This window comes from Sphingomonas sp. R-74633 (assembly GCF_013416555.1).
Classification (GTDB): Bacteria; Pseudomonadota; Alphaproteobacteria; order Sphingomonadales; family Sphingomonadaceae; genus Sphingomonas.
Window position 1 is genome coordinate 199050 of sequence record NZ_JACCFG010000001.1, and the last position, 20122, is coordinate 219171.

11 protein-coding genes and 1 pseudogene are annotated in these 20122 nt (G+C 66.7%); 11 read left to right on the plus strand and 1 reads right to left on the minus strand.

Annotated features, from left to right (window positions below; all coding sequences use genetic code 11):
- Window positions 1–5: 5 nt before the first annotated feature.
- Window positions 6–3779, minus strand: coding sequence for a LamG-like jellyroll fold domain-containing protein (locus tag HZY97_RS00895; protein WP_180139527.1), 3774 nt, complete (start codon window positions 3777–3779; stop codon window positions 6–8).
- A 184-nt stretch (window positions 3780–3963) separates the two neighbouring features.
- Between HZY97_RS00895 and HZY97_RS00900 the strand changes: the two genes are divergently transcribed.
- The 11 genes and pseudogenes from HZY97_RS00900 (at window position 3964) to HZY97_RS00950 (ending at window position 19987) form a co-directional block, all read left to right on the plus strand.
- The gene (locus HZY97_RS00900; protein ID WP_180139530.1) at window positions 3964–5379 is read left to right on the plus strand and encodes a glycoside hydrolase family 28 protein; all 1416 of its coding nucleotides are present in this window, start codon (window positions 3964–3966) and stop codon (window positions 5377–5379) included.
- Between the two features lie 282 nt (window positions 5380–5661).
- A complete protein-coding gene (locus HZY97_RS00905) occupies window positions 5662–6465 on the plus strand; it encodes a 2-keto-4-pentenoate hydratase (RefSeq protein ID WP_218942841.1) in 804 nt (267 codons plus the stop codon).
- A gap of 38 nt (window positions 6466–6503) precedes the next feature.
- Window positions 6504–7817 (plus strand): annotated as a pseudogene (locus HZY97_RS00910) (MFS transporter); the annotation flags it as partial.
- Window positions 7818–8060: 243 nt separating this feature from the next.
- The gene (gene uxaC / locus HZY97_RS00915; RefSeq protein ID WP_180139536.1) at window positions 8061–9509 is read left to right on the plus strand and encodes a glucuronate isomerase; all 1449 of its coding nucleotides are present in this window, start codon (window positions 8061–8063) and stop codon (window positions 9507–9509) included.
- A 20-nt stretch (window positions 9510–9529) separates the two neighbouring features.
- Entirely contained in the window at window positions 9530–10372 is an 843-nt protein-coding gene (gene kduI, locus HZY97_RS00920) for a 5-dehydro-4-deoxy-D-glucuronate isomerase (RefSeq protein ID WP_180139539.1), read from the plus strand.
- A gap of 133 nt (window positions 10373–10505) precedes the next feature.
- Complete coding sequence (gene kduD / locus HZY97_RS00925; protein WP_180139542.1) at window positions 10506–11261, plus strand: 2-dehydro-3-deoxy-D-gluconate 5-dehydrogenase KduD; 756 nt, start codon at window positions 10506–10508, stop codon at window positions 11259–11261.
- Window positions 11258–12265, plus strand: coding sequence for a sugar kinase (locus tag HZY97_RS00930; RefSeq protein WP_180139544.1), 1008 nt, complete (start codon window positions 11258–11260; stop codon window positions 12263–12265). Before kduD ends, HZY97_RS00930 begins: the two co-directional genes overlap by 4 nt.
- Before the next feature lie 49 nt (window positions 12266–12314).
- On the plus strand, window positions 12315–13643 hold the full coding sequence (locus HZY97_RS00935) for a methyl-accepting chemotaxis protein (protein WP_180139546.1): 1329 nt from the start codon (window positions 12315–12317) through the stop codon (window positions 13641–13643).
- Window positions 13640–15199 (plus strand): carboxylesterase/lipase family protein, encoded by a 1560-nt coding sequence (locus HZY97_RS00940; protein WP_180139548.1) that lies wholly within the window; start codon window positions 13640–13642, stop codon window positions 15197–15199. Before HZY97_RS00935 ends, HZY97_RS00940 begins: the two co-directional genes overlap by 4 nt.
- Window positions 15200–15274: 75 nt before the next feature.
- Complete coding sequence (locus HZY97_RS00945) at window positions 15275–16309, plus strand: LacI family DNA-binding transcriptional regulator (protein WP_180139550.1); 1035 nt, start codon at window positions 15275–15277, stop codon at window positions 16307–16309.
- Between the two features lie 330 nt (window positions 16310–16639).
- The gene (locus HZY97_RS00950; protein ID WP_180139554.1) at window positions 16640–19987 is read left to right on the plus strand and encodes a TonB-dependent receptor domain-containing protein; all 3348 of its coding nucleotides are present in this window, start codon (window positions 16640–16642) and stop codon (window positions 19985–19987) included.
- Window positions 19988–20122: the final 135 nt, after the last annotated feature.

The following is a 20122-nucleotide window of genomic DNA, read 5'->3' on the forward strand; positions in this document are numbered from 1 at the left end:
CCGGTTCAGCGGGGCAGCGCCACCACATTGTTGCGCTGCGTGACCTCGGCGGCGTTGCCCGGCAGCGCCACCCGGACGCGGACCGCGCTCTTGGGGAGCGCGAGGCGCAGCGTCGCCGTCTTCGGGGTCAGGTCGAGCGGGGCGGCGAGGGCGGGGATCGCGGTGGTCGCCAGCGCCTTGCCCGCGGCGTCCTCGATCGTCAGCGTGCCGCCCGCCGCTTCCTTCGCGCCGAGGCTGTGGACGGTGACGGCGAGCTTGCCGGACTTCACCACGACATCGTCGCTGCCGATGCCGAGATCGGGGCGCGTCGACACATCCTCGCCCGGCGTCTTCAGCGTGAACTCGATCTCGGTGGTGGCGTGCGGGGCAAAGGTCACCCGGGTCGCGGCGCTGCGCTCGAGATGGAGCGGGCTGGTGGCGCCGCCGCCGGTCATCTCCCACTCACCGGCGGTGACGTTCCAGCTCGTCATCTCGGCGGCCTGGGGCGTGTCGCCGGTGTTATAGGCGATGACCTTGAAATGGGCGGGAGTGGCGCCCGGCACCAGGATCGCGGTCCTGAGCGCGCCCTCGGGATCGTCGAAGCGCCAGCTTACCGCATTGCCCGGCCAGGTCTGGTTGCGGCGCAGCGCAATGCCGCCGAGACGCTCGCGCTGGAGGATCTCATTGGGCTGGTCGACGCGGTCGGACCACCAATGGCCCTCGGTGTACATATATTGGCGCTGCGACTTGTCCTCGATCGCGGCGGCGTGGAGCGAGTCCAGATATTTGGTGTCGCCGGTCGCGTCCCAGGCGGCCCATTGCTCGAAGGCGCCGCCCTTCTTCGCCTTGTCGGTGAGCGTCCTGGACCAGTCCCTGTCCTTGCCGAGCAGCGCGATGACGTTCTCGTTGATGTCCTGCACCGAGCCGGGACCACTCTTGGCGGCGCGGGCGAGCATCGGGGTGAGGTATTTGGCGTCGCCGGTAAAGCGATACGCCGCCCAGGCGGCCTGGAACGGCGTCGAGGCGCCGCCGCCGTCGCCGACACGCTCGGCATCGGTGCGCCAGTTGATCTCGTTGGGGTAGCTCCAATTGCCCTTGGCGTCCTGCTTGCCATGCGCGAGCAGGCCGTCGACCGTGCCGGTGATCAGCCCGCGGGCATCGGGATTGCCGTTGTAGAGGCCGACCAGAACGGGGGCGTGGAGGACGACCCAGCTATAGGGCTTCTGCCACTCGAACGGGCCCTCGCGATAGGTCTTCTGCGCGCCGTACCAGTTGCTGGCGAAGTGCATATGGCCAGCGGCGTTGGGGAGGATGACGGTCTTGAGCGCCTTCACCGTCGCCATCAGCCGCTCGACTGCGCGGGGCTCGCCCCAGTTGAGATAGAGCCGCTCGGCGTCCGAGTTCATGCCCTCCTCATAGGCATGGAGCTCGTCGGTGGTGATGTGGCCGAGGCCGTTCACCATCATGCCGTTCTTGTAGACCGCGTCCGAGAGCGCGCGCAGCGAGCCGTTGATCTTGTCCGGATCGACGCCCATCAGCGCCAGGCCCGGCCATTGCTGGGTGAGGTCGGTATCATCCGAGATGCCGCCGCCGAAATCGCCATAGGGCACCTGGCGATTGTCGATCCACCAGTTGACGAACTGGCGGGTGATCCTGAGGTCCTCGAGCTGGCGGAAGGCCCAGAGCGGCACGCCGGCGGGGGCTTCGGGCTGCTTGAATTCGGGCAGGTTCTGCGCGCCATAGCTGATGTCGGCCCAGTAGCGGCGGGCCTCGACATTGTCGGGATCGACGCGGAGCAGGTCGCTGACATCGCCGAAGACGCGGCGATAGAGGCCGGCGCGCTTGGAGGCGGTATGCTCCTCGACCAGGAAGGCCCAATTGTCCTTCACCTGGCTGAACCGGTCGGCGACATGCTCGGGAAGCGCGGCGGCACGATCCTTGAAGACCAGGCGGATGTTCATGCCGTCGAGCGAGGCCGGGCCGAAGTCGGGCGCGGCGGAAGCGACGCTCAGATAGAGGCTGTCATTGGTGAGGATGCGGTCGCGCAGGTCGAGCCACAGCGTGCGCGCCTCGTTCGGGCGGACCGAGACCGACAGGTCGATCATGTCGCGGCCCGGCCAGATCGGGTCCTTCACCTTGATGTTGAGCGGTATAAGCCCGTCCTTGCCGGGCGTGGCCTTGAGGGCGGGGATGTCGAGCGCGATCCCGTCGAGCCCGTCGCGGGTGTTCTCCCAGCCATAGTTCCAGGCGCGGGCGAGCGCGCGGCCGGGGAAGGCGTCGCCAAAGCCCGAGGGGATCAGGACATGGACGATCGGCATCGCCCCTTCGACATGCGCGGCGGCGCCGGTCGAGGCGGCGCTGCCCGCGCCCGCGGCGGCGGTACCGGCGCCGGGGGGAAGCGCGAGCACGGTGTTGCGCTCGTCGGCGGGGTAGCGGCCGCGGATGAAGGCGTTGAGGCTGTCGAGCGCGGCGAGATTGGCCGAGACCTTGGCGTCTACCGTGTAGTTGAGCTTGAAGCTGCCCTCGGGCTCCTTGAGCGAGCCGACATCATAGGCCCAGATTTCCTGGATCGGCTGCTCCTGCATCACATTGGTGAAGCGCAGCGTGCCGCCCTGTGCCTCGCCGAGCGCGGTGACGCTGCGGACGACGCCCTTGGGGCGCTTGGCCAGGCTGCGATAGGCAGTGCCGTCCGCCGAATAATCGAGCGCGCCATAGGCCGCGCCGCGGATCTCGACGCGGTTGAACTTCTCGGTCGCGGGCACGGTTAGCGTGTAGGTCTTGCCGCCCTCGACATAGACGTTCCAGTCGGGCAGCTCGAAATAATCGTCGCGGCCGGGCAGGCGCGAGCGGTTGTAGACGCCGGGCCAGGTGGTCTCGGCGATGCCGTCGACGCCCTTCCACATCCATTCCTTCAGGTCCTTCGCATCGGCGAACTCGACCTTGCGGACGCTGGTGACCTTGTCGTCGAGCACCGGCGGCGAGGCGGCGTCCCAGCCGAAGCGGTGGAGCCAGGCGGCCTGCTTGCCCGCATCGGCAACGGGGGCCGGGGTCGGGGCGGGCTCGGCCTTGGCGGCGAGCGCGGCGATGCCGGCGGCGTCGAGCATGCGATCATAGACGCGGATCTCGTCGAGATCGCTGCCGCGCATGAAATTGTAGCGGCTCTGCACCTGGTGCGGCGCCATGATCCGGCCCGCGAGGCCGAACTGGTCGAGCCCGGTATCGAGATCGGCCTTCTGGTCCTTGCGCGCGACTTCCTTGCCGTCGACGAACAGCCTGACCCCGACGGTCTCGTCCCAGGCGAAGGCGATGTGCTGCCATGCGTCGGGGGCGGGGGGCTTGGGCAGGGTGAACGAGACGCGGACGCGCGAGAGGTTGGCGTCGGTCACGAAGGCGTCGAAGCCGTGGCCATTCCAGTCGATGCGCAGGAACGCCATGTCCCAGCTCGAATGATCGGCATAGCCGACGCGGAAGATCACGAAGGGTGCTTCGCCGACCTGCTCGCGCGAGCGCCAGAAAAAGGCGAGGGTGCCGCGCTGTGCCTCGATATTGCCGGGCGCGTTCCAGGCGAGATAGCCGTCATCGGCCCAGCGGAACGCGCCGCCGATCGCGCCGTCGGGCGTGGTGGTCACGCGCGACTGGAAATTGGGGACCGCATCGCCGCCTGCCTTCTCCGCCGTGCCGCTCTTGTCGCCCGAGGCGCGGAAGAGCAGGCCGTCATCGGTGCCTTGCGCGAAGGCAGGTCCCGCGGCGAGCGCGAGTGCCCAGGCCAGGGCGATGCTGGTGGCCGAACTGCGGATCATGACATGCCTCTCTGAACGGTAGCAGGACGGTCTTTGCCGCCTTTCCTGTCAAGCATGGCGTCGAGTGACACCGGTGACAATATCTTTCTCGTTTCCGACCCATGTCCGCTTGACGCTGTGGCGCAGACGCGACAGCATCGTGGCAACCGGTGTCAAAAAGTACCGGAATGAGGGGAGATTGCCGATGTCTTCGCGCCGCGACCTGTTGCGCCATGCCGGTGCGGGTGCCGCTTTCGGGCTGGCGCCGCGCGCCGCGTTCGCTGCCGAGTCGGATCCGTGGGACCGGGCGGCCGAGATTGCGCGGGCGGTGAAGGCGCCGGTGTTTCCCGATCGCGACTTCGACATCACCGCGTTCGGAGCGAAGGGTGACGGGACGACGCTCAACACCCAGGCGATCGCCGCCGCGATCGCGGGCTGCGCTGCGGCGGGCGGGGGCAGGGTAGTGGTTCCGGCAGGGCGCTTCCTCACCGGGGCGATACATCTGCAATCGGGCGTGAACCTGCACGTCACCCGCGATGCGACTTTGCTCTTCAGTACCGATCCCGCGCATTACCCGATCGTCTTCACCCGCTGGGAGGGGATGGAGCTGATGAACTATTCGCCGCTCGTCTATGCGCGGCGGCAGAAGAACATCGCGCTGACCGGCGAGGGGACGCTCGACGGGCAGGGGAGTGCGCAGCATTGGTGGGCGTGGAAGGGGCCGTGGGGCGGCACGACCGATCATGGCTGGCGCGAAGGCATGCCCGACCAGCGCAAGGCGCGCGCGCGGCTGTTCCAGATGGCCGAGGACGGCGTGCCGGTCGAGAAGCGCATGTTCGGCGAGGGCGACTATCTGCGCCCGGCATTCGTCCAGCCCTATGAATGCGAGAATGTGCTGATCGAGGGCGTGAAGCTCCGGGGTGCGCCGTTCTGGCAGGTCCACCCGGTGCTGTGCCGCAACCTGATCGTGCGCGGGCTCGACATCATGGGGCATGGGCCGAACAATGACGGCTGCGATCCCGAGTCCGTCGACGGTGCGCTCATTGAGCATTGCATTTTCGACACCGGCGATGATTGCATCGCGGTCAATTCGGGGCGCAACGCCGATGGCCGGCGGCTGGCGCGTCCGTCGCAGAACATCCTGATCCGCAACTGTCGGATGAAAGCGGGGCATGGCGGCGTGGTGGTCGGATCGCAGATCTCGGGCGGCGCGCGCTGGATCTTCGCCGAGGATTGCGTGATGGACTCGCCCGACCTCTGGTACGCGATCCGCTTCAAGAACAACGCGCTGCGCGGCGGGCTGCTCGAGAATTTCTATTATCGCAACCTCGATGTCGGCCAGATCGGCAAGGCCGCGGTGACCTGCGACTTCAATTACGAGGAAGGCGCGAACGGGCCGTTCGTGCCGAAGCTGCGCAATGTCGTAGTCGAAGGGCTGCGCGTGAAGAACGCCGTACGCGTGCTCGACAGCCAGGGCCTGCCGGGAGCGCCGGTGACGGGAATCACGCTGCGGAATTGCAGCTTCGAAGGTGTCACCCAGCCGAGCATCGTCACGCATACCGAGGGGCTTCGGCTCGAAAATGTGCGGGTGAACGGTGCGCTGGTCGATCATCTCGCCTGAGGTGCGTTGACGTGCCCGCCTGACACCGGTAGCATTGGCCAGACAACTCGCGGACCCGCGCAAAGCCGGGCCGCGGCCACTCGGAGAGGAGATCGCGCGCAAGTTACTCGACATGGTCCGGCACCGGTTCGGCCTGTCTTCTCCACCTTAGGGAATCGTCGGAGGCGAGCGGTTCCTGCAAGCGGGCGAAGCGGGACGGGCAGCGATGTCGGGCGCGGCCGCGTTCGCGCGTGCCGGACATGACGAGAGCTCTCTCGCGACCTGCAACATGGGGAATTTGCGTTGATTGAAGGACGGGAACCGGCCGAGGCCATCGCCCAAGCATTTGTTTCGGCCCGCCACACCGGCAATGCGCTGATCGATTATCCGGGCGAGCTACCCGGCACGCTCGACGAAGCCTATGTCATCCAGGAGCGCGCGATCGCGCTGTTCGGGGACAAGGTCGCGGGCTGGAAAGTGGGCAAGATCCCCGAGCCGCTCGACGCCACCTTCGGCACCAACCGGCTGACCGGCCCGATCTTCGCCGATTCGATCGTCACGCCGGGCGCGGGCGAAGTGCCCGAGATGCCGGTGTTCGAGCAGGGCTTTGCCGCAGGCGAGGCGGAATATCTGCTGCGCCTGGGCGCGCTGCCGGAGAATTTCGACCGCGCCTGGACCAACGAAGAAGTCGCCGAATATGTCGACGCCATCCATGTCGGCATCGAAGTGGCGAGCTCGCCTTTCCCGGGCATCAACCTGCACGGCCCGGCGGTCACAGTCTCCGATTTCGGCAACAACAACGGCCTGGTGATCGGCGCGGCGATCCCGCGCGGCACCGATTTTATCGAATGGCCGGTGGCACTTACCATCGAAGGCGAAGTGGCCGGCGAGGCGACGGCGAGCACGATGCTCGACGGTCCCTTCGGTGCCGTGCGCTTCCTGTTCGAGCTTGCCGCCAACCGGCAGCTGCCGCTCGCGCCGGGCCAGTGGATCTCCACCGGCGCGGTCACCGGCGTCCATCCCGTTCGCGTTGGCGAGCTGGTGGAGGCGCGGTTCGCGAATGACTACAGCGTGAAGTGCCGTATCGTCGGCATTCACGACGCCTGATTCGGCGGTCGCGGGCAGAAAATAAGAGGGAGAGAGTGATGGCGGGTTCTGGGGAGGCGGCAATCGCCGGCGCGACGGCGCGCATCGGGCGATACCGCTGGGTGATCGTGGCGCTGCTCTTCGCGGCGACGGCGATCAACTATATCGACCGTCAGATGATCGGGCTGCTCAAGCCGATCATGATGGAAGATCCCGCCCTCCACATGGACGAGCGGACCTATGCCGACATCGTCGTCTGGTTCCAGATCGCCTATGCCATCGGCTATCTCGGCTTCGGCAAGGTCGTCGACGCGATCGGCGCGCGGCTGGGCTATGCCGTCGCGGTGGTGATCTGGACGATCGCCCATATCGCGCATGGCGGCGCCTATAGCGTCACCCAGTTTGCGCTGGCGCGGTTCAGCCTTGGCATCGGTGAATCGGGCAACTTCCCGGCCGGCGTGAAGTCGGTCGCGCAGTGGTTCCCGCAAAAGGAACGCGCTTACGCGATCGGCCTGTTCAACGCGGGCTCGAACGTCGGTGCGATCCTGACGCCGCTGATCGTCTATCTGATGATCTCCCATTTGCACATGAGCTGGCGCACGGTGTTCATCGCCACCGGCATCTTCGGCGTGCTGTGGCTGATCGCCTGGCTGTCCTTCTACCGCGACGATCCCGCCGCGCATCCCAAGGTGGACGAGGCCGAGCTGGCCTATATCACCCAGGATCCGGCCGACCCCGATGTGAAGACCCCGGGCCTGTGGCTGCGCCTGCTCGCCACGCGCGAGACCTGGGCGTTCGCGCTGGGCAAGTTCTTCATCGACCCGATCTGGTGGTTCTATCTGTTCTGGCTGCCCGGCTTCCTGGGCGCGCAGTATAATCTCGATCTCAAGACCTGGTCGACGCCGACCGCGGCGCTGGCGCTGGGCGCGATCTACCTGATCTCAGACGTGGGCAGCATCTTCGGCGGCTGGCTCTCGGGCCGCTTCATGAAGTCGGGCATGAGCGTCAACAAGGCGCGCAAGCTCACCATGCTGATCTGCGCCTTTTTCGTGCTGCCGGTGGTGTTCGCCACTTCGGTCGACAATCTGTGGATCAGCGTCGCGCTGATCGGCATTGCGGCTGCGGCGCACCAGGGCTTCTCGGCCAATCTCTACACGCTGCCTTCCGACACGTTCCCGCGCTTCGCCGTGGGTGCGGTGATCGGCATCGGCGGCACCGTGGGGGCGATCGGCGGCGCGCTGTTCTCGAAATACTCGGGCGACATCCTCGACCGCGTCGGCAGCTACGCGCCGATGTTCATCAGCGCAGGCGCGGCCTATTTCCTCGCCGTGCTGGCGGTGCATCTGTTGTCGCCGCGTCTCGAGCGCGTGGAGAGCTTCCGCGCCTCGACGCCCTGGGCCGTGATCGCGGCTGCGGTGACCGGCTTGGTCGGCGTGGTGATCTTCCTCGCCTCGGGCAAGCCGACGGTCGAGGGTTGCGTGCCGGTGTGGATGGGCCCGGCGAGCCCGTGCTTCGAACCCGGCACCTATCACGCGATCCTGGGCGTCTGCGCGGCGGTCACGGTGCTGGCGATCGTTGTCAACGCAATGACACGCAAAAAGGCGTAAGAGGACCGCATGTCACGTCCCCTCAAGCTCGACCCGGACCGGCTGCTTCCCGCAGAGGACCGCATGCGGGGCATTGCCCGCGCCCTCTATGCGGAAGTGGCCGGGCTGCCGATCATCAGCCCGCACGGTCACACCGATCCGACCTGGTTCTCGACCAACGCCAACTGGTCGAACGCGACCGAGCTGCTGCTGTCGCCGGATCACTATATCTACCGCATGCTCTATTCGCAGGGCGTGTCGCTCGACGCGCTGTGCGTGCCGAGCAAGGCGGGCATGCCGGCGACCGATCCGCGCGCGGCGTGGCGGACCTTTGCCGAGCATACCTATCTGTTCCGCGGCACGCCCTCGGCGATGTGGCTGGGGCATGTGTTCGGCGAGGTGTTCGGCTTTGACGTGGCGCTCGATGCGAGCACTGCGGATCATTATTACGACACGATCAACGAGAAGCTCGCGACCGACGCGTTCAAGCCTCGCGCCCTGTTCGACCGGTTCAACATCGGCTTCCTCGCCACGACCGAGGGGCCGCAGGACGATCTCTCGCCACACCACGCCATCCACAACAGCGGCTGGAACGGGCGGGTGGTCACCACCTATCGCCCCGACGCAGTGATCGACGTCGAGCATGAGCAGTTCGCCGGCGCGATGAAGATCTTCGCCGAGAAGACCGGCGAGGACGTGTATTCGTGGGACGGCTATCTCGCCGCCCATCGCAAGCGCCGCGCCGATTTCCGCGCGGCGGGAGCGACGGCGACCGACCATGGTCACCCGACCGCGGCGACGGCGAACCTGTCGAAGGACGAAGCCGAGCGGCTGTTCCGCACGATCCTGTCGGATCGCTGGACCCCGGCCGATGCCGAGCTGTTCCGCGCGCAGATGCTGACCGAGATGGCGGCGATGAGCGTCGAGGATGGGATGGTGATGCAGATCCACCCCGGCAGCTTCCGCAACCATAATGGCGGGCTGTTCGAGAGCCATGGCCGCGACAAGGGCGCGGACATCCCGATGCGCACCGATTATGTGCACGGCCTCAAGCCGCTGCTCGACCGGTTCGGCACTTCGACCGACCTGTCGATCATCCTCTTCACGCTCGACGAGACCGTGTATTCGCGCGAGCTGGCGCCGCTGGCCGGGCATTATCCGTGCCTCAAGCTGGGGCCGAGCTGGTGGTTCCACGACAGCCCCGAGGGCATGCGCCGCTTCCGCGAGCAGGTGACCGAGACCGCGGGCTTCTACAACACCGTCGGCTTCAACGACGACACCCGCGCCTTCCTCTCGATCCCGGCGCGCCATGACGTCGCCCGGCGGATCGATTGCGGCTTCCTCGCCCGGCTGGTCGCCGAGGGGCGGCTGCTCGACTGGGAAGCGGCGGAGCTCGCCCATGAACTTACCAACGGGCTGGTGCGCAAGGCGTACAAGCTCGACCAACCCGCGCCGGCGCCCGTCGCCGCCGCAGCCTGAACCTAACGGAGTCCTCCCCCATGTTCGATCGTACCTATTACGCCACGCACCCCGACATGATGGAGTGCGTCTCGAACGAGGAACTGCGCGATCGCTATCTGATCACGGACCTGTTCCGCGACGGTGAGTGCGTGCTCAACTACACCCACGCCGATCGCATGGTGATCGGCGGCGTCGCGGTCGACACCGGTTCGGTGAAGCTGCCCGACCAGACCGAGCCGGCCTCGGCGGCGGGGCATCCGTTCCTCGAGCGCCGCGAGCTGGCGGTGGTCAACATCAGCGGTGTCGAAGGCACCGTGACCGTGGACGGCGAGAGCTTCACGCTGGGCAACAAGGACTGCCTGTACGTGACTATGGGCGCCAAGGACGTGCAGTTCTCGGGCGACGGCGCGCGCTTCTACCTGGTCTCGTGCCCGGCGCATAAGGGCTTCCAGACCCGCAAGCTGGGCATCGCCGACGCCAACCGGCTGGACCGCGGCACGCTGGAAGAGTCGAACGAGCGCTCGATCTACCAGCTGGTGATCCCGGGCGTGTGCGACAGCGCGCAGCTGGTGATGGGCCTGACCGTGCTCAAGCCCGGTTCGGTGTGGAACACCATGCCCCCGCACATCCATGAGCGCCGCAGCGAGATCTATCTCTATTTCGAGCTCGAGAATCTCGAGAAGGACCGCGTCTTCCATTATATGGGCCAGGAAGATGCGCTGCGGCACATCGTCGTGCAGAACGAGGAAGCGGTGATCAGCCCGCCCTGGTCGGTGCACATGGGCTCGGGCACCAAGGCCTATGCCTTCATCTGGGCGATGGCCGGCGAGAACCAGGACTATACCGACATGAACGTGCTGGACATCTGCCAGCTGGTGTAAGTCCTTTTACTCCCCTCCCGCTCGCGGGAGGGGCTGGGGGAGGGCGTGTCCTTCCCCGATGCATTACAGGCCCTCCCCCGACCCCTCCCGCAAGCGGAAGGGGAGCGATGGCGGTGAGGGGTGGGAGTAGATCATGACCAATCCCTTCGATCTTTCCGGCAAGGTTGCCGTAGTCACCGGCGCCAATACCGGCATCGGCCAGGGCATCGCGCTGGCGCTCGCCGCCGCCGGTGCGGACGTTGCCGCTGTCGGCCGCACGCCAGCGCAGGAAACGGTCGAGAAGGTGCGGGCGCTGGGCCGCAAGGCGGAGATCATCTCGGCCGATCTCTCGACTATCGAGCCTGTGAACAGGGTTGTGGACGAAGCTGTGGATAAGTTGGGCGGGCTCGACATCCTGGTCAACAATGCCGGCATCATCCGCCGCAACGACAGCCTCGACTTCACCGAGGAGGATTGGGACGCGGTCGTCGACACCAACCTGAAATCGGTGTTCTTCCTCTGCCAGGCGGCGGGCAAGCACATGGTCGCGCAGGGACGGGGCAAGATCATCAACATCGCCTCGATGCTGACCTTCCAGGGCGGCATCCGCGTGCCGAGCTATACGGCGTCCAAGTCGGGCATTGGCGGGCTGACCAAGCTGCTCGCGAACGAGTGGGCGGCCAAGGGTGTCAACGTCAACGCGATCGCGCCGGGCTATATCGCCACCAACAATACCGCGGCACTGCAGGCCGATGAGAACCGCAACCGCTCGATCATGGAGCGCATCCCGGCGGGCCGCTGGGGCGATCCGGCGGACATGGGCGGCGCGGCGGTGTTCCTCGCCTCCTCGGCCTCGGACTATGTTCAGGGCCATATCCTCGCGGTCGACGGCGGGTGGCTGGCGCGATGAGCATTGTCTTTTTCGGCGAGCTGATGCTGCGGCTGTCGCCCCCGGGGCGCGAGCTGCTGCTCCAGACGCCGAAGCTCAAAGTGAATGTCGGCGGGGCCGAGGCGAATGTCGCCACCGGGCTCGCCTGCCTGGGTCACAAGGTCCGGATGATCTCCGCGGTGTCGGACAATCCGCTGGGCGGCGCAGTGATCGGCGAATTGCGCCGGCGCGGGGTCGATACTTCGACGGTGGTTTCGGAAGCCGGCCGACTGGGCCTGTATTTCCTGACGCCGGGCGCGGGGCTGCGCGCTTCCGAGGTCGTCTATGATCGGGCCTATTCGGTGTTCGCCCAGCGCGATGCCTCGTCCTGGGACTGGGATGCGCTGCTCGAAGGCGCCACGCGGCTGCATCTTTCGGGCATTACGCCTGCGCTTGGCCACAACACCGCCGCTGCTGCGATTGCCGCTGCCGAGGCGGCCGGCGCGCGCGGCATTCCGGTGTCGTTCGACGGCAATTACCGCGCAAAGCTGTGGGAGAGCTGGGACAGCGATCCCAAGGCGGTGCTGACCCAGCTGATCGGCCATGCCGATCTGCTGTTCGGCAACCACCGCGACATTTCGCTGCTGCTCGGCCGCGAATTCTCGGGCGACGGCGCCGATCGCCGGCGCGAGGCGGCGGAGGCGGCGTTCGCGGCCTTCCCGAAGCTCCAGACGATCGCCAACACCGCGCGCCATGTCGACGACGCCGACAGCCACCGCGTCTCGGCGCGGGTCGATACGCGGGCCGGTGGCTATCAGACCGACGAAGTTCTTATCGCCGGCATCGTGGATCGTATCGGGGCAGGCGATGCGTTCGCCGCGGGCGTGCTGCATGGCCTGATCGAGAGCAAGGGCGACGCAAAGGCCGCGGCCCATGCCGGCCTTGCGCTGACCGCGTTAAAACATTCGCTACCAGGAGATGCGAGCCTGTTCACGCGCGCCGATCTGGCAGCATTCGACGAAGGCGGACTCGACGTCCGTCGCTAATCGGGCCGGAGGCGAAAAATCGTCCCGGGCAAGGGGTGGGGAATGGCCGATGGGAGAGACGTTCGCGATTGCCGCTGAAGCGGCGCCGGAGGCGCGCGATGCCGCCGATCTGCGCCGGGCTTACGGGATAGACCACACGCTCGAGGCGGAGCTGGGTGAGGCATGGCGCTTCATCGAGCCGCATATCGCCGGCATCGCGCGCGAGCTGCTGGAGCGGCGCGCTGGGCATGCGGTGGCCGACACGCTGGTCGAAAGCCGGGTGGACTATGCCCGGATCAAGCTTTCCCGCCCGATCGACCAGGCCTGGATCGACCGGATCGTGGCGGAGGCTGACCGCATCGCCGAGGACGGGATGGACTTCTCCACCGTCGCCGCATCGATGCTCGTCGCGCAGATGCACATCCATGCGCTGTTCTTCGAGCTTTCGCAGGACCCCGCCCAGCTCGAGCGGCTGACGCGTGCCACGCAGCGGCTCGCCGTGATCGAATTCGAGATCATCGCCAGCCGGCTGCGCCAGATCGCACGGCAACGGGCGCAGGCGACCCGTCGGCAGGAACTGAGCGAAGTGCGCGCCGAGCTCAACGTATCGCTGGCCAGCACCGCGCGGGCGAGCCGCGAGGTCGCCCAGTTCACCGAACATACCGCCGCCGAGCTGCTCGGGCTGCGCAAGCCGGCAACCGAAGTCGCCTCGGCGGCGGATCAGGCGGCGGTGGCGATGGGCGAATCCGCACGCAACGCGGCAGGGCTGATCTCCGCCTATGAGCGCGCGCGCGAGGATGTGCAGGTCGCGGCGGAAGTGGCCGGCAATGCTGATGCGATCGCCAACAAGGGCGCGGAAAGCGCGGACATGCTGGCCAGCCACACCGCGCGTATCGAAAGCGTGATCACGCTGATCTCGGGCGTCGCCTATCAGACCAAGCTGCTCGCGCTGAACGCCAGCATCGAGGCGGCGCGGGCAGGGGATAGCGGGCGCGGCTTCGCGATCGTCGCACAGGAAGTGCGCACGCTGGCCGACCAGGCCGCCGAGGCGACCGGCGGGGTGACCCAGACGATCCGCGAGGCACAGGCGGCGAGCGGCGCGATGGCGGAAACCAACCGCGCCATCCTGGCGATCGTCACCGAACTGCTGGCGCGCGTCCGCGCCATATCGGGCGAGATGGAGGCGCAGATGGCGACGGTGTCGGGCATCCTCGCCTCGATCGACGAGACGGCGGTCTCTTCGCGCGAGATCGCGGTGTTGATCGCGACGATCAGCGACCGGGTGGGCGGGCTGGCCAGCGAGGCCGAGGAAGCCGGGCGCCAGGCCGTGGTGACGCGCGAGGCGCTGGCGCGGATCGAAGAAGCCGCAGGGCATATGATGACGGGAGCTAGTCAATGAGTGGCGTATCGAGGCGTGCGGTGGTGGCGGGCGGCGTGGCGCTGGCGGCGGTGCCGCTGATTGCGCGGGCGGCGCCCGGGGATGCGGTGGTCGAGACCCGAGCCGGGCGCTTCGAGGGCGACAGGCTCGATGGCGGGATGCTGCGCTTCCGGGGCATCCGCTATGGCAACGCCCCGCGCTTCCGCGCGCCGACAGCCTTTGCGGCGCTGGGCCAGAGCGTCCCCGCGCACGACTTCGGACCGATCTGTCCGCAGGGGAAGGGCGGCCAGCCCGCCTCCGAGGATTGTCTGTTCCTCAACATCTGGACGCCCGGCGCCAACAAGGCGGCGAAGCGCCCGGTGATGCTCTACATCCATGGCGGCGCCTATTCGAACGGGAGCGTCACCGTGCCGCTCAACGACGGCGAGAAGCTGGCGGCGGCCGAGGATGTGGTGGTGGTGACGGTGAACCACCGGCTCAACGCGTTCGGCTATCTCTACCTCGCCCGGCTCGACCCGCGCTTCGCCGACAGCGGCAATCTGGGGCAGCTCGACCTGATCCTCGCGCTGCAATGGGTGCGGGACAATATCGCGGCGTTCGGCGGCGATCCGGGCCGCGTGTTCCTGTTCGGCCAGTCGGGCGGCGGCGCAAAGATCGCCACGCTGATGGGGATGCCGGCGGCCAAGGGCCTGTTCCATTCCGCCGCGACGATGAGCGGGCAGCAGGTCACGGCTTCGGGCCCGATCAACGCGACGAAGCGCGCCCAGGCCTATCTGGCGAAGCTCGGGGTGAAGGAGGACAATCTCCAGCCTTTGCTCGACATGCCGGTGGAGAAGCTGGTCGATGCGCTCGACGCGACCGATCCGATCCTGGGCGGGGGCGTCTATTTCGGGCCGGTGCTCGACATGAAGTGGCTCACCCGCCACCCGTTCTGGCCCGATGCCAACCCGCAATCGCTCGCGATCCCGATGATCCTGGGCAACACGCATGACGAGACACGCGCCTTCATCGATCCGGGCTCGGCGAAGGTGAAGGGGCTGACCTGGGACAATGTCGCCGCGCGGATGGCGCCGGAACTCCGCATGGACCTGCTGCCCGAATGGGTCGTCGGCCAGTATCGCGCGCATTTCCCGTCGGACACGCCCGAACAGCTCTTCTACCGCGCGACCACCGCCGGGCGAAGCTGGCCGGGCCAGTTGCTCGAGGCGGATGCGCGGGCGGCCTCCGGGGCCAAGTCGACCTGGGTCTATCAGGTCGATTTCCAGTCGCCGACCAAGCCCGAGCGCGGCGCGCCGCATACGATGGACATCGCACTCGCCTTCGGCACGCTCGAAGCGCCGGGCTCGTTCGCCGGCACCGGGCCGGCCGCGCAGAAGCTCAGCCGGCAGGTGATGGGCGCCTTCGCATCGCTTGCCCGCACCGGGCGTCCGGCGACGCGCGGGCTGGCCTGGGCGCCCTATACGTTGCCCAACCGCGCGACGATGGTCTTCGATGCGAACAGCCGCGTGGTCAACGACCCGCGCAAATGGGAGCGTGAGCTGTGGGGCAGGGTGCCGTATATCCAGCCGGGTTCCTGACCTGACACCGGTTACCTGACAGGGCTGTCGACAAACCCGTATCGCTTTGTCTCGTGGGTCATTATGTTCACGAATATGGAGAGAACCGGAAAGCCCACGATCAACGACGTGGCCCGCATCGCTGGCGTGTCGAAGAAGACCGTCAGCCGCGTGATCAACCGATCGCCGCTGCTCAACGGGGATACCCGCGCCAAGGTGGAGAAGGTGATCGCGGACCTAGGCTATGTCCCCAACGTCCAGGCGCGCGCGCTGGCGCTGCGCCGCAACTTCCTGATCGGGCTGATCCACGACAATCCCAACGCCCAGATGGTGATGAACGTGCAGGCCGGCATGCTCGAGGCGATGCGCGAAACCGAGTTCGAGCTGATCGTCCGCCCGATCGACCGCGGCAGCTCGACGATGCTCGAGGATGTGCGCAACTTCCTCGAGCGCCAGCGCCTCTACGGCGTGATGTTCCTGCCGCCGGTCTCGGAGAACGAGATGGTGGCCGAGCTCTGCCGCGAGCTGGGCATCCGCTATGTCCGCATGGGCTCGGCGACACTGGACTCCTCCGAGCACATGGTCGCGTCGAACGACAGCGAGGTGGTGACCGAGGCGGTGAACCATCTGATCGCGCTGGGCCATCGCCGCATCGGCCTGATCGCCGGCCCGCATGGCTTCCGCTCGGCGCGTGAGCGCCGCAAGGGCTTCGAGAATGCGCTCGAACAGGCCGGGATCAAGCTGCCGCGCAGCCTGATCGCCGACGGCAACTACACCTTCGAGACTGGCCTGGCCGCGGCCGACCGGCTGCTCGACCTGTCGCCGCGTCCCACTGCGATCTTCGCGTCGAACGACGAGATGGCGGCCGCGACACTCCACGCCGCGCGCCGCCGCGGGATGAGCGTGCCCGAGGATCTGTCGATCATCGGCTTCGACGACACCGCGATCGCCTCGCATATCTGGCCGCCGATGACGACGGTGCACTGGCCGATCATCTCGATGGCCCGCTCGGCGGCGCTCAAGCTGCTCGCCGAATATTTCGGGGGCGACGACAATGCCGTGGAGGAGCCGTCGCTGTTTCCCTCCACGCTGATCCACCGCGCCTCGGTCGCCCCGCCGCGCGACGGATAAGGCGTATTTTTGGGGTGCCGCACAGCGGCATTTCCCCGATGTTGCTGAAATAGCGCAATGCCCGAATTGTAACATTTTGTTCAATGACACCGGTTGACATCGGGGGCTTCCCGCGTGATCAAGAGGGTGAACAAGCGTGGCTGAGACGCTTGCGCTCAAGCGAACATGTAGATTCGCATACGGGGCGTAGGAGGGGGCAAGTCGCGACATAGCTGTATTTTGCGGAGCGACTTCGGTCGTCCTCCGCGTTGCTGTGTCGCACCCTAATTCCGGGCTCCAATGGGCGCATCGACCAGTGCTTGTCGATGAGAAGACTTTGGGGAGGAATCGATGCTTTCTACCGCTGACAACCTGGCTGTGCGCCGTTCGGCGCTCCGCGGCACGACGGCGCTCGGCGCGCTCGGCATTGCGCTGGTGATGGCCGCACCGGCCTGGGCCCAGACGGCCGGAGCCGCTGCCGAGACCACGACTGCCGTTGCCGCCTCCGCGCAGGACGTGCCGCAGGAAGCACCGCAGACCCCGGAGCAGGCCCAGGCCCAGGGCGAGACCATCGTTGTCACCGGTTTCCGCGCCTCGCTGGCCAACTCGGTCAACATTAAGAAGAACTCGAATCAGATCGTCGATGCGATCACCGCCGAGGACATTGCCGACTTCCCGGACGCCAATCTGGCGGAATCGATCCAGCGCCTGCCGGGCGTCTCGATCGACCGTGACAATGGCGAGGGCCGCACGATCACCGTGCGCGGCCTGGGCGGCGACTTCCAGTCGGTGCGCCTGAACGGCGCCGACGCACAGAACATCGCGGGCGGCAACCAGTCCGACGCCGGCGCGAACCGCTCGCGCGGCTTCGATTTCAACACCTTCGCCTCCGAGCTGTTCGGCGGGATCAAGGTGACCAAGTCCACTGCGGCGGAGAATGACGAAGGCTCGCTCGGCGCGATCATCGACCTGACCACCGGCCGCCCGCTCAGCTACAAGAAGAACCGCTTCGCCGTGGGCGCCGAGGCCGAGTATCGCGAGAACGGCAAGAGCTGGAACCCGCGCTTCACCGGCCTGGCCTCGGTCCATGTCACCGATAATTTCGGCATCCTGGTCTCGGGCGCGTACCAGAAGCAGGAGCAGCAGATCGACTCGTACCGCCGCAACATCGGCGTGTTCGAATATACGTATCGCAACTCGGCGATCGCGGGCGTGACGCCGGCGGTCTACGGCTTTGCCCGCCCGAACAACCAGGGCACCGGCGCGACCTTCGGTTCGGATCCCGCCGCCTATGCAGTGATCACCCCGACCACGATCATCCCGGGCCTGCCCTCGATCGGCCGCCAGTATCTCGACTATGAGCGGATCGGCGCCACCGCGACGATGCAGTGGAAGCCGAGCGCGGGCACCGAGATCACGCTCGACGGCGTCTTCTCGCGCTACGACCAGAACAGCGACAGCACCGGCATCACGCCGATCGGCCTGAACCGCAACGGCACCAACGCGCGTGTTCTCGGCGTCGGCACCGCCGGCCTGCGCGCGATCGGCACCGCGAATGGCTATGCGGATCGCGTGGCGCTCTATCCGAACTGCGTGCCGAGCGCGACGATCGACTGTAATGGCGATGCAGCGGGCAACGGCGTCGGCCAGACGCCGCTGACGGGCTATTTCAACAGCCTCAACCCGAACAACCTCAACCCGTATGACTATTACAACAATCCGGCCTCGCCCGGCTATGTCGCGAGCGGGACCCAGACCGGCTATTACAACGAGCTGCTCGGCCGTCCGAACACCAAGATCCGCGCCGCGCACGTCAACAGCGCCGGCCAGGCCGATTACATGGTGCTCGACGATGTCGACTGGCGCAGCTTCTCGGACACGCAGTTCGGCCGGACCGACTTCAAGCAGGTGACGCTGAACGTGCACCAGGAGTTCGCACCGAACTTCTATGCCGACGCCACCGGCGGCTGGTCCAAGTCCGAGTTCCGTTCCTACGGCACGCTCACCGAATTCAACGCGATCGATCAGGACAATTATGTCTTCGACGACCGCGGCGGCGACAAGATGCCGGTGTTCAGCCCGGGCTTCGACGTCGCGAACCCGAGCAGCTGGACGCTGGTGAAGGGCCTGTCGACGATCCGCTACTTCACCAACACCGTGGACAATGAGTTCAAGGTGGCGCGCGTCAACTTCACCTTCGACGCGCTGCCCGAGATGTCGATCAAGTTCGGCGGCACCGCCAAGCAGTTCGACTATGTCGGCGACCAGGGCCGTCGCACCCAGTCGATCGAGGCGATCAACCCGACGCTGGCGGAATCGCACCTCAACATCACCGATCTCGGCCGCACGATCAGCTTCGGACAGGGCCTGAACGTGTCGTCGGGCACGCCGACCAGCTATTATGCGCCGGATACCCAGAAGTTCATCAACCAGTTCGGCATCAACTGTAACTGCGTGAACAAATGGGGCGACTTCCGTGCCTCGGTCGACGGCCGCCAGAAGGGTGGCGTCACCGAGCAGGACGTGTCGGGCTATTTCCAGGTCGATTATAACGTCAACCTGCTCGGCCGCCCGCTGCGCGGCAATGCCGGTCTGCGCGTCGCCAACACCCGCGTGTTCGGTTCGGGCAATGTCGGCGGTGCCGATGGCGTCGCCGGCCTCGCAGTGACCGCCAAGAACGAATATTGGGACTGGCTGCCCTCGATGAACGCGAACTGGGAAGTGCAGGACAACCTGCTCATCCGCTTCGCCGCTTCGAAGGTGATGTCGCGTCCGCAGCTGGCCAGCCTGACCCCGGGCACCACTGCGTTCAGCTCGAGCCTCGCCACCAGCGGCGCGGCACCGTCGCTGACCGTGGGCAACCCCTATCTCAACCCGTTCCGCGCGACCAATCTCGACCTGAGCATCGAGAAGTATTTCACGCATAACGGCCTGATCGCAGTGAACCTGTTCAAGAAGAACATCGACAGCTTCCCGCAGCAGGTCGCACTCGAGGCGCCGCTCTCGGCCGTGTTCGAGCCGGCGGTGTACCAGCAGGTGCTGGGCTTCATCACCAACGCCGGCCTCAACGCCTATACCCAGGCGGGCGGGACCTGGGCGATCCGCCAGTTCCAGGACGCACCGGGCGGCACGATCAAGGGCGTCGAAGTCAATCTGCAGAGCGACTTCTTCTTCCTGCCGGGCTTCCTCAAGCATTTCGGCGTGATCGCGAACTACACGCACATCGACTCGAACCTGAGCTATCTGACGGGCACGGTGCTCAACACCACCACCTCGGTCTCGGGCACGGCGGCGAACACCTATGCCGAGGGGCCGTTCCTCAACACTTCGCCGGATGCGTTCAACGCGACGCTCTATTACGAGGACAGCAAGTTCTCGGCGCGTGTCTCGGGTTCGTGGCGCGCGCGCTATGTGAACCGCTTCCCGCTGGCGAGCGGCACCTGCTCGGTGGGCACCACCACCGTGGCGGGCGGCCCGTGCAACTCGCCGGTGTTCGCGGACTTCGGCTATAACGAGGAGCAGCTGAACATCGATTTCGCGATGTCCTACGCGCTCACCAAGTTCGCCAAGCTCTCGCTCGAGGGTCGCAACATGACCAACGCACCGCAGTACCGCACCATGTATGCGGCGAACCCGGTGAGCCAGACCTATGCCAGCACCGGCCGGATCGTGACCGCCGGGCTGCGCATGAACTTCTAGACCTTCGGGGGGAGGGGACGGGGCGGCGCCCGCAAGGCGCGCCGCTCCAACCTTGAGCCCAAATCATTCCCTTTCCTGGCCGGCGCCACGCCTCCGTGCGCCGGTCGTTTTGTGTCCGGCGGCCAGGCGACTTTA

Coding starts and splice junctions, on each gene's coding strand:
- HZY97_RS00895 (WP_180139527.1), bottom strand. CDS start 3,779: ATGATCCGCAGTTCGGCCACCAGCATCGCCCTGGCCTGGGCACTCGCG.
- HZY97_RS00930 (WP_180139544.1), top strand. CDS start 11,258: ATGAGCATTGTCTTTTTCGGCGAGCTGATGCTGCGGCTGTCGCCCCCG.
- kduD (WP_180139542.1), top strand. CDS start 10,506: ATGACCAATCCCTTCGATCTTTCCGGCAAGGTTGCCGTAGTCACCGGC.
- HZY97_RS00900 (WP_180139530.1), top strand. CDS start 3,964: ATGTCTTCGCGCCGCGACCTGTTGCGCCATGCCGGTGCGGGTGCCGCT.
- HZY97_RS00935 (WP_180139546.1), top strand. CDS start 12,315: ATGGGAGAGACGTTCGCGATTGCCGCTGAAGCGGCGCCGGAGGCGCGC.
- HZY97_RS00950 (WP_180139554.1), top strand. CDS start 16,640: ATGCTTTCTACCGCTGACAACCTGGCTGTGCGCCGTTCGGCGCTCCGC.
- HZY97_RS00940 (WP_180139548.1), top strand. CDS start 13,640: ATGAGTGGCGTATCGAGGCGTGCGGTGGTGGCGGGCGGCGTGGCGCTG.
- uxaC (WP_180139536.1), top strand. CDS start 8,061: ATGTCACGTCCCCTCAAGCTCGACCCGGACCGGCTGCTTCCCGCAGAG.
- HZY97_RS00945 (WP_180139550.1), top strand. CDS start 15,275: ATGGAGAGAACCGGAAAGCCCACGATCAACGACGTGGCCCGCATCGCT.
- kduI (WP_180139539.1), top strand. CDS start 9,530: ATGTTCGATCGTACCTATTACGCCACGCACCCCGACATGATGGAGTGC.